14 protein-coding genes are annotated in these 15,723 nt (G+C 61.9%); 9 read left to right on the top strand and 5 right to left on the bottom strand.

The window, feature by feature from the left end; translation table 11 throughout:
- Positions 1–7: 7 nt before the first annotated feature.
- Together AC1DOG_RS04205 and AC1DOG_RS04200 are read left to right on the top strand one after the other, a co-directional pair.
- Positions 8–1,213: an ABC transporter substrate-binding protein gene (locus AC1DOG_RS04205; RefSeq protein ID WP_162705034.1), complete on the top strand. Its 1,206-nt coding sequence runs from the start codon at positions 8–10 to the stop codon at positions 1,211–1,213.
- A 90-nt stretch (positions 1,214–1,303) separates the two neighbouring features.
- Positions 1,304–2,440 carry an ABC transporter ATP-binding protein gene (locus AC1DOG_RS04200; protein WP_112943510.1) on the top strand — a complete coding sequence of 379 codons (1,137 nt, stop codon included), beginning with the start codon at positions 1,304–1,306 and terminating at the stop codon, positions 2,438–2,440.
- A 20-nt stretch (positions 2,441–2,460) separates the two neighbouring features.
- Here the strand turns inward: AC1DOG_RS04200 and AC1DOG_RS04195 are convergent, their stop codons facing one another.
- The 4 genes from AC1DOG_RS04195 to AC1DOG_RS04180 form a co-directional block, all read right to left on the bottom strand.
- Positions 2,461–2,763: a hypothetical protein gene (locus AC1DOG_RS04195; protein WP_477926926.1), complete on the bottom strand. Its 303-nt coding sequence runs from the start codon at positions 2,761–2,763 to the stop codon at positions 2,461–2,463.
- A gap of 127 nt (positions 2,764–2,890) precedes the next feature.
- Positions 2,891–3,991 carry a D-TA family PLP-dependent enzyme gene (locus AC1DOG_RS04190; protein ID WP_477926925.1) on the bottom strand — a complete coding sequence of 367 codons (1,101 nt, stop codon included), beginning with the start codon at positions 3,989–3,991 and terminating at the stop codon, positions 2,891–2,893.
- Positions 3,992–4,007: 16 nt separating this feature from the next.
- Positions 4,008–5,468 carry a M81 family metallopeptidase gene (locus AC1DOG_RS04185; protein ID WP_477926924.1) on the bottom strand — a complete coding sequence of 487 codons (1,461 nt, stop codon included), beginning with the start codon at positions 5,466–5,468 and terminating at the stop codon, positions 4,008–4,010.
- A 20-nt stretch (positions 5,469–5,488) separates the two neighbouring features.
- The gene (locus AC1DOG_RS04180; protein ID WP_132668591.1) at positions 5,489–5,974 is read right to left on the bottom strand and encodes a hypothetical protein; all 486 of its coding nucleotides are present in this window, start codon (positions 5,972–5,974) and stop codon (positions 5,489–5,491) included.
- 110 nt (positions 5,975–6,084) lie between these two features.
- Here AC1DOG_RS04180 and AC1DOG_RS04175 point away from each other — a divergent pair, with 110 nt between their 5' ends.
- The 7 genes from AC1DOG_RS04175 (at position 6,085) to yghX (ending at position 13,833) form a co-directional block, all read left to right on the top strand.
- The gene (locus AC1DOG_RS04175) at positions 6,085–6,474 is read left to right on the top strand and encodes a RidA family protein (protein ID WP_112424839.1); all 390 of its coding nucleotides are present in this window, start codon (positions 6,085–6,087) and stop codon (positions 6,472–6,474) included.
- A 25-nt stretch (positions 6,475–6,499) separates the two neighbouring features.
- The gene (locus AC1DOG_RS04170) at positions 6,500–7,360 is read left to right on the top strand and encodes a MurR/RpiR family transcriptional regulator (RefSeq protein ID WP_112943513.1); all 861 of its coding nucleotides are present in this window, start codon (positions 6,500–6,502) and stop codon (positions 7,358–7,360) included.
- Between the two features lie 27 nt (positions 7,361–7,387).
- Positions 7,388–8,164: an SDR family oxidoreductase gene (locus AC1DOG_RS04165; protein WP_112943514.1), complete on the top strand. Its 777-nt coding sequence runs from the start codon at positions 7,388–7,390 to the stop codon at positions 8,162–8,164.
- A gap of 29 nt (positions 8,165–8,193) precedes the next feature.
- Complete coding sequence (locus AC1DOG_RS04160; protein WP_477926923.1) at positions 8,194–10,113, top strand: beta-N-acetylhexosaminidase; 1,920 nt, start codon at positions 8,194–8,196, stop codon at positions 10,111–10,113.
- A gap of 10 nt (positions 10,114–10,123) precedes the next feature.
- Positions 10,124–11,560: a M81 family metallopeptidase gene (locus AC1DOG_RS04155; protein WP_112973051.1), complete on the top strand. Its 1,437-nt coding sequence runs from the start codon at positions 10,124–10,126 to the stop codon at positions 11,558–11,560.
- Positions 11,561–11,594: 34 nt separating this feature from the next.
- Entirely contained in the window at positions 11,595–12,860 is a 1,266-nt protein-coding gene (locus AC1DOG_RS04150) for an MFS transporter (RefSeq protein WP_477927073.1), read from the top strand.
- 85 nt (positions 12,861–12,945) lie between these two features.
- Complete coding sequence (yghX, locus tag AC1DOG_RS04145) at positions 12,946–13,833, top strand: YghX family hydrolase (RefSeq protein ID WP_477926922.1); 888 nt, start codon at positions 12,946–12,948, stop codon at positions 13,831–13,833.
- Between the two features lie 58 nt (positions 13,834–13,891).
- Here the strand turns inward: yghX and AC1DOG_RS04140 are convergent, their stop codons facing one another.
- Positions 13,892–15,619, bottom strand: a complete 1,728-nt coding sequence (locus AC1DOG_RS04140; protein ID WP_112973054.1) for a peptidoglycan D,D-transpeptidase FtsI family protein — start codon at positions 15,617–15,619, stop codon at positions 13,892–13,894.
- Between the last annotated feature and the right edge of the window lie 104 nt (positions 15,620–15,723).

The following is a 15,723-nucleotide window of genomic DNA, read 5'->3' as shown; positions in this document are numbered from 1 at the left end:
TAGCCTTATGGCACTGGCCTTGCTCGGCTCGACGGCGCTTGGCGCCATGACGGCCGAAGCTGCCGACAAGGAAATCAGCTGGATCTATTGCGGCGACAAGATCGACCCGATCCACGAGAAGTACATCAAGGAATGGGAAGGCAAGAATCCCGGCTGGAAGGTTGCGCCTGAAGTCGTTGGCTGGGCACAGTGCCAGGACAAGGCAACCACGCTCGCCGCCGCCGGCACGCCAGTCGCGATGGCTTACGTCGGCTCGCGCACGCTCAAGGAATTCGCCCAGAACGACCTGATCGTTCCAGTTCCGATGACCGACGACGAGAAGAAGGGTTACTACCCGCATATCGTCGACACGGTAACCTTCGAGGGCAACCAGTGGGGCGTGCCGATCGCATTCTCCACCAAGGCGCTCTACTGGAACAAGGATTTGTTCAAGCAGGCCGGCCTGGACCCCGAGAAGCCACCGACAACCTGGGCTGAAGAAATCGCTGCTGCAAAGACCATCAAGGAAAAGACGGGCATCCCGGGCTACGGCCTGTCCGCCAAGACCTTCGACAACACTATGCACCAGTTCATGCACTGGGTTTACACCAACAACGCGACCGTCATCGACGCCGATGGCAAGATCACGTTGGATAGCCCCGGTGTTCTGGCCGCTCTCCAGGCCTACAAGGACATCACGCCTTACTCCGAAGAAGGCCCGACCGCTTACGAGCAGAACGAAGTTCGTGCGATCTTCCTCGACGGCAAGGTCGGCATGATCCAGGCGGGTTCCGGCGCTGCCGCCCGCCTCAAGGACACGAAGATCAACTGGGGTGTGACGACGCTGCCGCTCGGTCCGGACGCCAAGGGCCCAGGCACGCTGCTCATCACCGACAGCCTGGCGATCTTCAAGGGTTCTGGTGTCGAGGACAAGGCGATCGAGTTCGCCAAGTACATCACCTCTCCCGAGCCGCAGGGCGAATACGAACTCCAGGGCGGCGCTGGCCTTACACCTCTGCGTCCGTCGGCAAAGGTCGATGAATTCATCAAGGCCGATGCTTCCTGGAAGCCGTTCATCGACGGTATCGCCTATGGTGGTCCCGAGCCGCTCTTCACCGATTACAAGGGTTTCCAGAACTCCATGATCGAAATGGTCCAGTCCGTCGTGACAGGCAAGGCCGAACCGGCTGACGCCATCAAGAAGGCCGCTGGCGAGATCGAAGCGTTCAAGTAAGCCTTTGTTGGGGATCGCGGGCGCGCAACACCCGCGATCCCTTCGCTATCGAGAGTAAGCGCCGCGCGTGGCGGTGACCGGAGACAGGTTTTGGGACAGTTATTTCTCAACAAGGTTCAGAAATTTTACGGCGACTTCGAGGTTCTGAAGAGCGTTCAGCTCGAGGTGAACAATGGCGAGTTCGTCGTGTTCGTCGGCCCCTCCGGCTGCGGCAAATCCACATTGCTTCGCATGATCGCCGGCCTGGACGCGACGTCGGCGGGTGACATCGTGATCGATGGCCTGAGGGTCAACGATCTGCCGCCGGTCAAGCGCGGCATCGCGATGGTGTTCCAGTCCTACGCGCTCTATCCGCATATGAGCGTTTTCGAGAATATTGCCTTTCCGCTGCGCGTCGAAAAGATGGAAGAGGAAAAGCTCAAGGCCAAGGTCGAAAACGCGGCCCGCATCCTGCACCTCGATCAGCGCCTGCAGCAGAAGCCGGGCATGCTTTCCGGTGGTCAGCGCCAGCGCGTGGCGATCGGCCGCGCGATCGTGCGCGAGCCGAAGATCTTCCTGTTCGACGAGCCGCTCTCCAACCTCGACGCTGCGCTGCGCTCCGACATGCGCATCGAGCTTGCGAAACTGCACCGCCAGCTCAAGGCGACGATGATCTACGTCACCCACGACCAGGTCGAGGCGATGACGATGGCGGACCGCATCGTGGTGCTCAACGCCGGCGAGATCGCTCAGACGGGGGCCCCGCTCGAGCTCTACCACAAGCCTGCCAACATCTTCGTGGCCGGGTTCATCGGCAATCCGAAGATGAACTTCCTGCCGGTCACCTGCACCGCCGTAGGCGACAAGAGCGTGACCGTAGAATACAAGGGCCAGTCGCTCACCGTGCCGGTCACGCCGCGCGAAGGCGTCGTCGGCCAGACGCTGACCCTGGGCGTACGCCCCGAGCATATCCAGCTTGCATCCGGCGATATCTCGCTCACCATCACGCCAAGCGTCATCGAGCGTCTCGGCGCGCAGACTGTCGCTTACGCAGCGCTGAATGGTGAGGGCGAGAACTTCTGCGCCACGCTGTCAGGCAGCGTCGGCGTGCGACCGGAGCAACCGATGCTCGTCGGCATCAATGCGGTGGATTGCCACCTCTTCGATGAATCTGGAATCGCGTTCGAACGCCATGTGGCGTTGACCGATATCGATCTCAATCTGCTGAACCCGACTGCGCTCGCCTGATCGCGAGCGCAGTCGCGCCATCAGCGATCGAGGAAATTGTAGAATAACGCGTTGGCCGGGTACGAGTAGGAGCCCCTGTCGACGATTCCGTGGCGGTACATACAATTGCGCAGTGCCGTCACGTGCCACAGGCTGTTCACGTCGGTCGAGCCGCGGCGAAACGCTTCCTGCTCGCAATAGGGATAGGTGTGATCGAAGCGGGCCAGAGTGGTCGGATCGGAATCGACACGGACACCGGAATAGGTCTGCCATTGCGACGGCGCCTGCGCGGCTGAAATGCACGCCAGGCTCCCTGCGATTCCCAATGCAATCAAAGCTCTCATGAATGATCTCCCATGACGTCGCCGGAATATTGGCGCATCAATAAGATGCGCCGGATATGGCAAACTTCAAGGAGGACTATCCAACGGCGTTACCGGCCTGTGAACAGCCGCCAACCCGATGCTGCGACTACCAGACAAGCCCGCGAGCGGCGACGTCCTCGATGCGGGTGACGACGCCGTCGCGATGGAAGACCATGGTGTCAAAGAGGTTCGAGACCACGCAGGTGTGGTTCGGGATGATCAGAAGCTTGTCGCCGATCTGCGGCCGAGCCCCCTCGCATTTCGAGAGGTCGATCACGCCGTGCTCTTCCGAGAGACCAGTGATCGACGCCTGCGGATAGCCGACCACCTGGCCATAATCCGTGAAGCCGAGCAGGTCGGAGGTCAGTGCTTTCGAGCCCGCATCGATAACGGCGCGATCCCCCGTCGGGCGGGAAACGACAGTGACGAGAATATGCATGGCGCAGTCGTCCACTGTGCAATGTCCGGCGCGGACCATGGAGCGGTCATTATAGATGTAGGTGCCGGCCCGGTGTTCTGTGGCGGCGGGAACCAGATGGGCATCGAACAGGCTCGGCGAGCCGCCATTGCTGACGATAGGGCAGGCGATGCCTTCGGCCTCAAGCAAGCTCAGCGTTTGCGCAAGAAAGGCCTGGACCTCGGTGGCGGCGCCCGGCTTCGGATAATTCAGCAGCCCGCCAAAGGTGAGGCCCGCTGCAGCGTCGATGTGCTTGGCGAGCGCCACGGCTTGCGCGGGCTTCTGCACGCCGCAGCGCCCAGCGCCTGTATCGCACTCGACCAGCACCACAAGCGGCTTGCGCGCAGCAAAATAGGTAGCCAGACCGTCGACGGTGTAGGCGCTATCCGCGACCACCTTCAGCCCGGATATCCGCTCGTTCAGCGCCGCGAGACGCTCGAGTTTCGCGCTGCCGATGATGTTGAAGGTGATGAGGATGTCCACGAAGCCCGCGTCGGCGAAAACTTCGGCCTCGGTGACCTTTTGGCAATTGATGCCCTTGGCGCCCGCCGCCACCTGCTGGGCAGCCAGCGCTGGGATCTTGTGCGTCTTGATGTGCGGACGAAAGTCGATGCCGTGCGCGTCCATGTAGGTCTGCGTGCGGGCGATATTGGCCGTCATCCGGTCTTCGTCGATAATCGGCCGAGGTGTCGAGAGTTCCGCGACCTTGTCGCCGGGCTTGGCGACGACGGCAAATGGGCTGTTGTGCATCTGAGGCTACTCCATGTTAAGCGCCGTGGGGATCGGCGATCATGGGCCAGATATCCTTGCGCGCCCGCCGATACGGCGTCTTCGCCGGATTGTTAGGATAAGGCGTGCCGGCAGCGCAATAGATGATTTCGGACGCTATCTTCGAGAATGAGGCGTAGAAGTGGTTCGTCGACTTGATGACGAGGATCTTCTTCTGCGTCGGATCGATGCCCATGACCGAGAACAGGCTCGGATCGAAGCTTTGAGCACGCGTCGAGTTCAAAATGATATCGATTCCATCGAGCACGATGTGTGCCGCATCGCCGAAGGGCGCGAAGCTTTCGCCAAAGCGCATCTCGGCATTCGGCACTATTTTTATGACCTTGACCAGACCGTCGATCGGGTTGCCGGTGCCCGGCGCGGACTTGGCACCGAAGCGCAGTGGAATCTCAGCGCCTTCGCCGGCCGCCATGCATATCTGCACGGCCATCGGGTCCCAGATCGTGCCGATCGCCACATCGGTGACGCCGCGCGCCAGGAGTTCGCCCAGCACCACTGTCGCGTCGCCGGCTGTTCCGCCGCCGGGGTTGTCCCACATATCGGCGATCACGACGGGCCATGCGGTCGCCGCCAGCGCCTGCGACACAGCCTCTTTCTCGTCGATCTGCGGCATCATGAAGGTGCCGCGTTTCGAAAAGAGTTCCATGCCCAGTTCGCGCGCCAGCGCATCGCCCTTGGCCTTGCGGTCATTGGTGACGACCAGCAGCTTGGTGCCCATCTCAGGTACGTCGCCGGCCATGAAGCCGTGGACCACGGAGATGGAGAGAACGTCGGGGTCGTCTTTCTCGATCTGCATGATCTTGTCGACGAAGGAGCGCATCGGATCGCGCGAGGTCGGAAACACGTCGATCATCTGGCAATCGAAGACGGACATGTCCGGTTTTACACGGCCCTCCAGCGTGTCGACGGCGATGCGCCACAGATCCTCGGCACGATCGACAAAGTCCGTGTGCGGGAACTCCTTGAAGTAGACGAAGGCATTGGCGGCGGCGAGACGCTTGGCCGTCAGATGGCTGTGCGGATCGAGCTCGGCGAAAACGGGAATATCGGGCCCGACAATTTCGCGAATGCGCGTCAGCGTATCGCCTTCCGTATCCTCGTAACCGGCGGCGACCATGGCGCCATGCAGGCCGAGCACGACGGCATCGACCGGCATCGCCGCGCGGAGTTGTCCGAGGATTTCGTCGCGCAGGCCTTCATAGGTCGCGCGGTTGACGAGACCGGCCGGATCCGCCCAGGTCGCGGTGCCCTCGATCAGCGTCCAGCCCTTCTCCGCGCAAACGCGCCGGCCGACGGTGATCGGCGCGGAGCAGAGCGTCGGCGTTTCGGGATGTTCGCCCGGCGGTGCATAGAGCGACGCCTCGAAAGCGCGCCGATCGACGCAAATGGGGGAGAAGGTATTGGTCTCGGTTGCGAGAGCCGCCGTGAAAATCCGCAATGTATCGGCCTTTGTGTTGATCAACCCATCGGGTTCGGAAGATAGCCGGTGAAACCGGAGATCTTCCAACGCCCCTCGTGCAGTCGGCAGTAATAAAGGGTCTGCCACTGCATGATGTCGCGGTTGCCGTCGGCCTTGGCGATGCCACCGTCGAACTTCTTGCGTACCAGCGCCATGTCGCCCTCAATCTCGATATCCTCGAGCGTGGTCGTGGTGAAAATGGCGGTGCGGGTGTCTTCTGCAAAGGATTGCGTCGCGAAATCCTTGGCCTGGCGAACCCATTCGTCGCGATAGGCGGCAAGCGTCGGGAAGGCGAGGCGCCACTTGTCGGGGCTCACTTCCTTGCGACCGTCAATGCCGATGAAGCCGTCCTCGACGAAATCGTGCTCGACCATCGACCAGTCGGCGGCCAGGAAAGCGTCGATATCGCGGTGAACGAGCATCTCCCAGATTGAGTGCCGGGCAATGTCGGAGGCGGGGAAGGGGTTCTTGAAAGGATCGCGCATGGTGTTCCCGATTGAAATTCTTTTCATGAATGACGTTTTTCTCTGGCCAAATTCCGCTTAATATGGTCACTTGTCAACTTATCACGAAAATAATTTGCAAGGATCGGTCAATGTCCATCAAGCGTTATGGCACTGTTCAGACCGGCGCAGGCGGAAAGCCGCTGCCGTTTGCCCGTGCGGTCGAAGCCGACGGCTGGCTCTATGTGTCGGGCCAGGTCGCCATGGAAAATGGCGAGATCATCGACGGCAATATCGTCGCGCAGACGCACAAGACGATCCAGAACGTGATCGCGATCCTTGAAGAGGCCGGCTACGGCCTTGAGCATGTTGTGCGCTGCGGCGTGTGGCTCGACGATCCCCGCGATTTCTGGACCTTCAACGGCATCTACCAACAGTATTTCGGCGAGCATCCGCCGGCACGCGCCTGTGTGCAATCGTCGATGATGGTCGATTGCAAGGTCGAAATTGATTGCGTCGCGTATAAAGCAAAAGACAAATAGCGCGATAGACCTAAGGGAGCCGGGCGTGGATATTTTCTCGACATTGCAGGAAGAGAAGGCCCGGCTTTCGCCGTCGGAAACCCGTATCGCGGATATTCTGCTCAACGACTTTGAATTCGCCGTCAACGCCTCGATCATCGAGCTGGCGGAGAAGGCAGATGTCTCGCCGCCGACGGTAACCCGCTTCTGTCGCCGTGTCGGCTGCGAAAGCTTTTCCGATTTCAAGGTTCAGCTTGCGCGCACGGCCTATGTCGGGATGCGCTATCTCAGGCCCGAGCCGAAGAGCCGCGATCCCGGTGACGTCGCCCAGGACATCATCACCAAGGCGCAAAATGCGTTGTTTCTGCTGCATCGCTCGCTTGACCTTGCCGCCATCGAGCAGGCCGCAGAGAAGATCGCCAAGGCCGGGATGATCTATGCCTTCGGCTCGGGCGGCAATTCCTCGATGATTGCCAGCGAGCTGCAGAACCGCCTTTTTCGTTTCGGCCTACATGTGACCGCGAGCTCCGATCACGGCATGCAGCTGATGCTGGCGGCAGCGGCGAAGTCGACGCATGTCATCGTCGGCTCGTCGTTTTCGGGTCGCAACACCGAACTGGTCCGCTCCTTCACGCTCGCCCGCGAGACCGGCGTCACGACCATCGCCCTGACGCAGGCCGATAGCCTCGTCGCCAAGGCCGCGGACATCGTCATCCCGATCGATCTTGCCGAAGGCAACAACATCTTCCGGCCGACCTCGACGCGCATCGCCTATCTGGCCGCTGTCGACATCCTGGCCAGTCTCGTCGCCTACAACATCCCGCAGGCGGCGGTCACCCTTCGACGCATCAAACAACAACTCGTTGCCCACCGTGACGGCGATGACCGTCAGCTGCTCGGGGACTGAGGATTTCATGTCAGGAAAGGACTTGAAATGACAAAATCGGTAGCGATCGTGACCGGCGCTGCGGGCGATATCGGCCGTGCCATCGCCAACCGGCTCGCGGACGACCACGACGTCGTCCTGCTTGTCGACATTGACGGCGCCGCCGCCGAAAAGGCCGCGCGTGCGCTGGGTTCGGCTGAGCGCTTCGTCGCCGTCAGCTGCGATGTGACGAGCGAGCATAGCGTTGCCGAAATGGCGAAGACCGCCGCGTCGCTCGGTGCGCTGAAGACGCTGGTCAACAATGCGGGTGCCGCGCGCGCCGTCAGCCTGCAGTCGACGAAGCCGGAGGATTGGCGCGCAGATAACGCGCTCAACCTCGAAGCGCCGTTCCTCTGCTTCAGCGCCGTCGCCGATCTCCTGAAGGTGACGCAGGGCTCGGTGGTCAACATCGCCTCCGTCAACGGCATGCACGTCTTCGGCCATCCGGCCTATAGTGCCGCCAAGGCCGGCCTTTTGCATTTCACCAAGCTGGTCGCCGTCGAATACGGCAAGTTCGGCATCCGCTCGAACGCGATTGCGCCGGGCACGGTGCGCACGCAGGCCTGGGAAGCCCGCGCCGCCGCCAATCCCAATGTCTTCGAGGAAGCCCGCCGCTGGTATCCGCTGCAGCGCGTCGTCGATCCGAAAGACGTCGCCAATGCGGTCGGCTTCCTGGCAAGCGCGCAGGCTAATGGCATCACCGGTGTCTGCCTGCCCGTCGATTGCGGCCTTACCGCGGGCCAAGCGGAACTTGCCCGCACCTTCTCCCAATCCGCTGACTACTGATCAAAAAAAGAATACTGAGAGGAACAGTTATGGACACGGCCCCTTATCGTCTGGAGAGCTGCTGGCAGCCGGACGGCGGTCCAAATGGTCGCTTCACCTTTACCCTTTTCAATCTGTCGGATGCGCCGCTTACGGATTTCAAGATCGTCTATACGTCGCTGACACGGGTGATTGACAAGAAGGCTTGCGAGAACGCGACCTTCATGCGCCGCAACGCCAATTTCCACGAGTTCGCGCCACCAACAGGCCTTTCCATTGCGCCGGGTGTAGGCTGGACCTTTACCGTGAGCGGTCTGCACCGCCCGGCCAAGCACTGCACCGATGGCGCCAAGTCGGCCTACGTGACGCTTGCCGATGGCAGCCACGTCGCGGTCGCCGTGTCCGATCTCCTCCTGGAGGGCCGCGTCAGCGAGCCGCCGCCGGTGCTGCTGCCGCAAGGCAAGCTCGACCTGCCTTTCGCGCTCCAGCCGTGGCCGGCCGAAATCGACGCCAAGCCCGGCGATGGCTTTCCAGTCGTGCTCTATCCCGCGGCCGGCGCTTCCTCGGATGATCTGCGCGCCATGTCCACGGTCACCTCGCTGGTACGTCGCCTCTTCGAAAGCGCGCATGCCCCGTTCAATTTGCAGCCGTCGCCGCAGGGCCGCGCGCTGCGTTTCGCCGCCGATGCCGCGATTCCTGCCGAGGGCTACAAGCTCACCTTCTCGGCCGACGAAATCACGCTTGCCTATGCGGACGCCGCCGGTCGCCAGTATGGCCTGACGTCGCTTGCGCAGCTGCTCGAGGGCGCGCGCAGCCGCCCCGGTACATTCCGTTTCCCGATCTCGGGCACTATCGTCGACAAGCCGCGCTATAGCTGGCGCGGCTGCCATCTCGACGTCTCGCGACAGTTCTATCCGGCAGCCGATATCAAGCGGCTTGTCGACATTCTGGCATGGCTGAAACTCAATATCTTCCATTGGCACCTGACCGATGACGAAGCCTGGCGCCTGGAGATCAAGGCCTATCCGGAGCTCACGACCACTGGCGTGCTGCGCGGACCGGACGCACCGCTTCTGCCGCAGCTCGGCAATGGCGCGGAGCCGGTCGGCGGTTTCTATTCGCAGGACGATGTCCGCGAGATCGTCGCCCACGCACTGGCGTTGAGCGTCGAGGTCGTTCCCGAGATCGATATCCCTGGCCACAGCACGGCGACGCTGGTGGCGCTGCCGGAGCTGACCGACGGACAGGAAGCACCGGACAGCTATCATTCTGTCCAGGGCTATCCGAACAATGCGCTGAACCCCGCCATTCCGCTGACCTACACCTTCCTCGAAAAGGTGCTTGACGAGATGGTCGAGCTCTTCCCGTCGAAGTATCTGCATATTGGCGGCGACGAGGTGGCGAACGGTTCCTGGCTGGCGTCGCCGCTTGCCAAGAAACTGATGGAGCAGGAAGGCATCGAGGGCACCTTCGCGCTGCAATCCTACTTCCTGAAGCGCGTCAAGGAGATGCTGACGGCGCGCGGGCGCAAGCTTGCGGGCTGGAACGAGGTCGCCCATGGCGGCGGCGTCGCGGCCAAGGATACGCTGCTGATGGCCTGGGAGAACCCGCAGGTTGGCATCGAGCTCGCCAGGGAAGGCTACGAGGTGGTCATGACCCCCGGCCAGGCCTATTATCTTGATATGGTGCAGGCCGAGGCCTTCCAGGAACCCGGCGCCAGCTGGGCGGGCACGGTGCCGCCGGCCCACACCTATGGTTATGAAGCCGAAGGCGATTTCCCCGAAGAGCTGAAGGACAGGATGAAGGGCGTTCAGGCCTGCATCTGGTCCGAGCACTTCCTGTCGCGCGGCTATTTCAACCGTCTCGTCTTCCCGCGCCTGCCGGCCATTGCCGAGGCCGCCTGGACACCGAAGGCGAAGAAGAACTGGGATCGCTTCTCGGCCATCGTGCCGCTGAGCCCGAAACTCTAAGGAGCTGACGATGCGGATCGCTGTTGGCGGAATTCATACCGAGTGCAGTACCTATTCGCCGGTGCTGATGGCCGTCGAGGATTTTCGCGTCCTCAAGGGCGCGGACCTTTTGGGGGCCGAGTATTTCAACTTTCTGAAGGCTGATGGCTTCGAGCATCTGCCACTGCTTCATGCGCGCGCCGTGCCTGGAGGTCCGGTCTCCCGCGTCGCCTACGAAGCTTTCAAGAGCGAGTTTCTCGCTCTCCTGAAGGCGGCCTTGCCGCTCGATGGGCTCTATCTTGCCATGCATGGCGCGATGAATGTCGAGGGCATGGACGACGCCGAGGGCGATTGGATTTCGGCCGCGCGCGCTGTTGTCGGGCCCGATGTCGTCGTTGCTGCGAGCTATGACCTGCACGGCAATGTCAGCCAGAAGATCATCGATCAGCTCGACATCTTCGCCGGCTACAGGACCGCGCCACATATCGATGTGCGTGAAACCATGGTGCGGGCGTGGTCGATGCTGGTCGATGCCTTGAAGAGCGGCACGCGTCCCGGCGTTGCCTGGGCTCCGGTGCCGGTTCTCTGGCCTGGCGAGCGCACATCGACGGAAGACCAGCCGGCGAAGGCGCTTTATGAGGCGCTGCCGGTCTTCGATCAGCGTGCAGGCGTTCTCGATGCCAATCTGATGGTCGGTTACGTCTGGGCCGACGAACCACGCGCGACCGCCTGCGCGGTCATCACCGCGACTAGCAAGGGTGCGGCGGCCAAGGCTGCGGAAGAGATCGCGCTTTCCTATTGGAACGCACGCGAAGATTTCCGCTTCGGTCCCGTCACCGGGCCGTTGGCGGAGATGCTTGATATCGCCGAGAAGGCCGAGACCTCGCCGGTCATTCTCGCCGATTCCGCCGACAACCCGACGGGTGGCGGCGTCGGCGACCGCGCTGACGTGCTGAACGCGCTGATCGCGCGCGGCTTCGATGGCGCACTGATCGCGGGGATTACGGATCGTCCCGCTGTCGAGGCCTGCTTTGCCGCCGGTCAGGGCGCCACGTTGGCTCTGACCATCGGCGGCAGCCTCGATGGGTCGAGCACGCCGGCCAAGGTGCAGGCGGAGGTGGTGCTGCTGTCCGATACGGACGTGGCCGCCGAGCGCCAGGCGGTCGTGCGCGTTGGCGGGATCACCGTCGTGCTAGCTGCCCGCCGCCGGCCGTATCACAACATCGCCGACTTCACCCTGCTCGGGCTTGATCCGAAGGCCGTACGGCTCCTGGTCGTCAAATCCGGCTACCTCTCACCGGAACTCGCTCCGATCGCCAATCCGAACCTGATGGCGCTGACGCAGGGTGTGGTGAACCAGGATATCGAGGGGCTCACCAGCAACCGCCGCGCGCGGCCTGCATTCCCGTTCGATCGCGATTTCAGCTATATCCCGCAAGCGCGCTTCTCGGCGCGCTGGACCGACTGATAGAAAATAACGACAGCCTGGCGGTTTCGGTTTTATACCGGACCCGCCAGGCCGCGCTCGCCCAAGACGGGCGTCAGCCGCCACCGCCACGAATTCGAACATGACCCGCTTTCTTCCCGCCGTCTTCCGCGACCCGACCATCCGGGTGAGCATGCTCGCCCTCTTTATGTTCGGCGTCGCGAGTGCCGCCACCTCTCCCTATCAATCCGTCGTCGGCATCCGTGAACTGGGCTTGAGTAACGGGCTCTACTCCGCGCTGATTTTTTCCGCCGCGGCTGTCAACGTTACCGTCAGCATCCTGCTCGGCAATCTGGCGGACCGGCTCGGCGAATACCGTAGCATGATGCTGGCGACTGCAATCTTTGGCGTGCTCGGCTATGGTGCGATCTACATTCTGCCGCATCAGGCGACCTTCGTGGTCAGCACTCTACTGCTCCTGCCGGTCTATGGCTCGCTGAATTCGCTGCTCTTCGGCAATGTCCGCCGAAGGACAACCGGCATGTCGCGCGACGACGTCGCCAGGGTCAACTCCGGTGTGCGCGCGATGATGTCGCTCTCCTGGGTTCTGGTTCCCGGCCTGACTGGCGTGTTGCTCGCCCGGTCGCCAAGCATGCTGCCGGCCTATCTGTTCGCCGGCATCGGCTGCGCCGTCTGCTTTGGCCTCATCGCCATCTTCCTGCCGCGCCAGGCGGGGACCGACAAGGCCGCGAGCCGCCATCTTTCCCATCTCGCGGCGCTGGGCGAGGTCGTTTCACCACCGGTGCTTGTCCGGGTCATCGCCATCGCGCTCATCAGCTCGACGCTGCACATCAACGGCGCCATCCTGCCGCTGATCGTCACCGGAGCGGCGCATGGGACGGTCGCCGATCTCGGCATCCTCATCGGCATTGTCGCCTTCCTCGAAGTCGTCTTCATCATCGTCTGGGGGCGGGCGCAAAGGATCATGAGCCATGTGACGGCGCTCGCGATCGGCGCGAGCATCTATGTCGTCTATCTCACGCTGCTCGGTTTCGCCTCAGCACCCTGGCATGTCTACTCACTCACCCTGATCAGCGGCATTGGCGCGGCTGCGCTGATCAGCATCCCGATCACCTATCTGCAGGACCTGATCGCCGAGCGTCCGGGATTGGGCAGCGCGCTCATCTCCGTCAACATCTTCATCAGCGCCGGCCTCAGCGCATTGCTCTTTGCCATCGGCACCGCAGTCAGCAGCTACTCCGGCACGGCCTTCATCGGCGCGCTTGCCGGCGTGATCGGGCTGGCGATGCTCTTGTATTTCGATCGGCTGGGGCGTCGCTGAGCCCCGCTGGTAGCGCAATGTTGAACTGACGAGCGGAAACGGTCGTGTAGTATTGCCGCCGAAACGGATGGATGGAGGATCAATCATGAATCGGCTGACCGCGAAGGACTTCCCCCAGGAACTGCTCGAACTCTACGATTATTATGCGCATGGCAGGATCACCAAACGCGAATTCCTCGACCGAGCGAGCAAATTCGCCGTCGGTGGCCTGACCGCCGCCGCGATCCTCTCCTCGATGAGCCCGAACTATGCCTTAGCGACGCAGGTGGAGTTCACCGACCCCGATATCATCGCCGAATACATCACCTATCCCTCGCCGAACGGAAATGGAGTTGTGCGCGGCTATCTCGTTCGCCCGGCGAAGGCCGAGGGGAAGGTGCCGGGCGTTGTTGTCGTGCATGAAAACCGGGGGCTCAACCCCTATATCGAAGACGTTGCGCGCCGCGTTGCCAAGGCCGGCTTCATTGCGCTGGCCCCCGATGGCCTGACGTCGGTTGGTGGCTATCCGGGGAATGATGAGAAGGGCCGCGAACTGCAGCAGACGGTCGATCCGCAGAAGCTGATGAACGACTTCTTTGCCGCGATCGAGTTTCTGATGAAGAGCGACCTGACCACAGGCAAGGTCGGCATTACCGGCTTCTGCTACGGTGGCGGCGTCGCCAATGCCGCAGCCGTTGCCTATCCGGAACTTGGTGCCGCCGTGCCGTTTTACGGCCGTCAGCCAACTGCCGACAGCGTCGCGCACATCAAGGCGCCGCTGCTTCTCCACTACGCCGAACTCGACAAGGGCATCACCGACGGCTGGCCGGCCTATGAGGCGGCGCTCAAGGCGGACAAGAAAGTCTACGAGGCCTATGTCTATCCCGGTGTGAACCACGGCTTTCACAACGACTCGACCCCGCGCTACGACGAAGCCGCCGCCAAGCTCGCCTGGGAACGGACTGTGGCCTGGTTCAAGAAATATCTGGTCTAGGCGCTGCCAAAGAGGCTTCCGACCGCCCATAGTGGCGATCGGAGCGTAGTGCATCCGATCAGTAGCCGACCAACAGGTTCTGTCCGAAATCCGGCTGAACGCCCAGTATCGGCCCGACCCGCTTGACGATATCGGCCACCATCGGTGCTGCGGTTTGGGCGGCGAAGTTGAGGTTTTGCAAGCCCGTCAACGGTTGATCGACGAATGACAAAACCACGTATCGCGGGTTTTGCATCGGGAAGCCCGCGAGGAAAGAGTTGAAGCTCAGCTTGTGTGAATAGACGCCGTGGATAACCTTGTTGGCCGTCCCGGTCTTGCCGCCGACATGGAAGCCGGGGACATCGGCGGTTCGCCCTGTGCCCTGCTCGCCGTTCAGCTTGAAGAGATATCGGATGGTGTCGCTGGTGCTCTTCTTGACGACGGCTTGCTCGGTCTTCGCAGCCTCTTCGCGCGTGCGCGGCAGGAAGGTCGGCTCGATCAGTTCGCCGCCATCCAGAAGAGCCGCGCCGGCGACTGCCGTCTGCATTGGCGTCGTGGCAACGCCGTGACCGAAGGCGGCGGTGAGGGAGTTGATCTTCTTCCAGACCCTCGGCTGGCTCGGCGCTTTTACTTCCGGCAGCTCCGTCTGCATCTTCGAGAGCAGGCCGAAGCGGGTCAGATAGTCTTTCTGAATATCCATGCCGACGACATCCATCATCTTGGCGGTGCCGACGTTTGACGAGTAACGGAAGATTTCGGGGATCGACAACACGCGCCGCGGCACGTCGCGGTCGTCGTGGATCGTGAAGCCGCCGTAATGGAGAGGTGTGCTGGCGTCGAACGTATCGGACAGCTTGATCTTCCCAGTGTCGATCGCCATTGCGATCGAGAAGGTCTTGAAGACGGAGCCCATCTCGTCGGTACCATTCGACATCCGGTTGAGCCAGCCTTTGTCGCCATCTGCTTGCGGATCGTTCGGATCGAAGTCCGGCGCCGAAGCCATGGCGAGCACCTCGCCGGTGTAGATATCAAGGATAACGGCTCCGGCCGATTGCGCCTGATACCGGCCGATCGCATCGGCCACCACGTCGTGCACGGCGTTCTGCGCGCGGATATCGATGGAGAGCTTCACCGGTTCCAGGCTGCCGGCGATTGTGAGGCCCGTCGAGGCGAGTGCGGAGAGGCCCTGGTCGTCGAGATATTTCTCCATGCCGCTGACGCCGTGATTGTCGATATCGACATAGCCGAGGATATGCGCAGCGGTGCGGCCGCCCGGATAGAAGCGCTTTACTTCGGGGCGGAAGCCGATGGCGGGAATGCCGAGCTTCAGCACTTCGCTCTGCTGCTTGGGGCTCAGCTGGCGCTTCAGCCAAGCGAAGTGCGAATGACGGTTGGAGAGTTTTTGAAATGTCGAGCGCTTGTCGAGATCGGGAAAAACGGTGGCGAGCTTTTCGACGGCATCATCGACGTCGACGATCTTGATCGGTTCGGCGAACATCGACACGGTGCGGATATCGGTCGCAAGCAGCTCTCCGTTGCGATCCAGGATATCGGGGCGCGATGCGACCGACGAAGGCTTGGGCAGGATGGCGGAGGTGGAGTTGTCGCCGTGCACGCCGTAATAGATGAGCTTGCCGCCGATGACGCCGTAGGCAAGCACAAGCACGGTGCCCAATATCGCCAGGCGCGATCTCGGCGTGGGCGCCTTGCGGCGTGGCTTTACCAGGCGCTTGCCACCATCGCGAGAGCCGAATTCCAGGCTGACGAGCCGCCCGCTTCTGGATGCTAGAGTTTGAAGAATGGACATCGGATCCAGCTTGCCAAATAGCGCGCATACGAATTGTTAGTACGCATCAGCTAGCGCCGAGATCGTTAATGCGGTGTTAACGAATTGCCTCGGCTTGGCTCATT

It is taken from the genome of Rhizobium sp. 01N48 (assembly GCF_056399145.1).
Note: the sequence above shows the minus strand (reverse complement) of the source record. Positions and strands in the feature narration are given on the sequence as shown.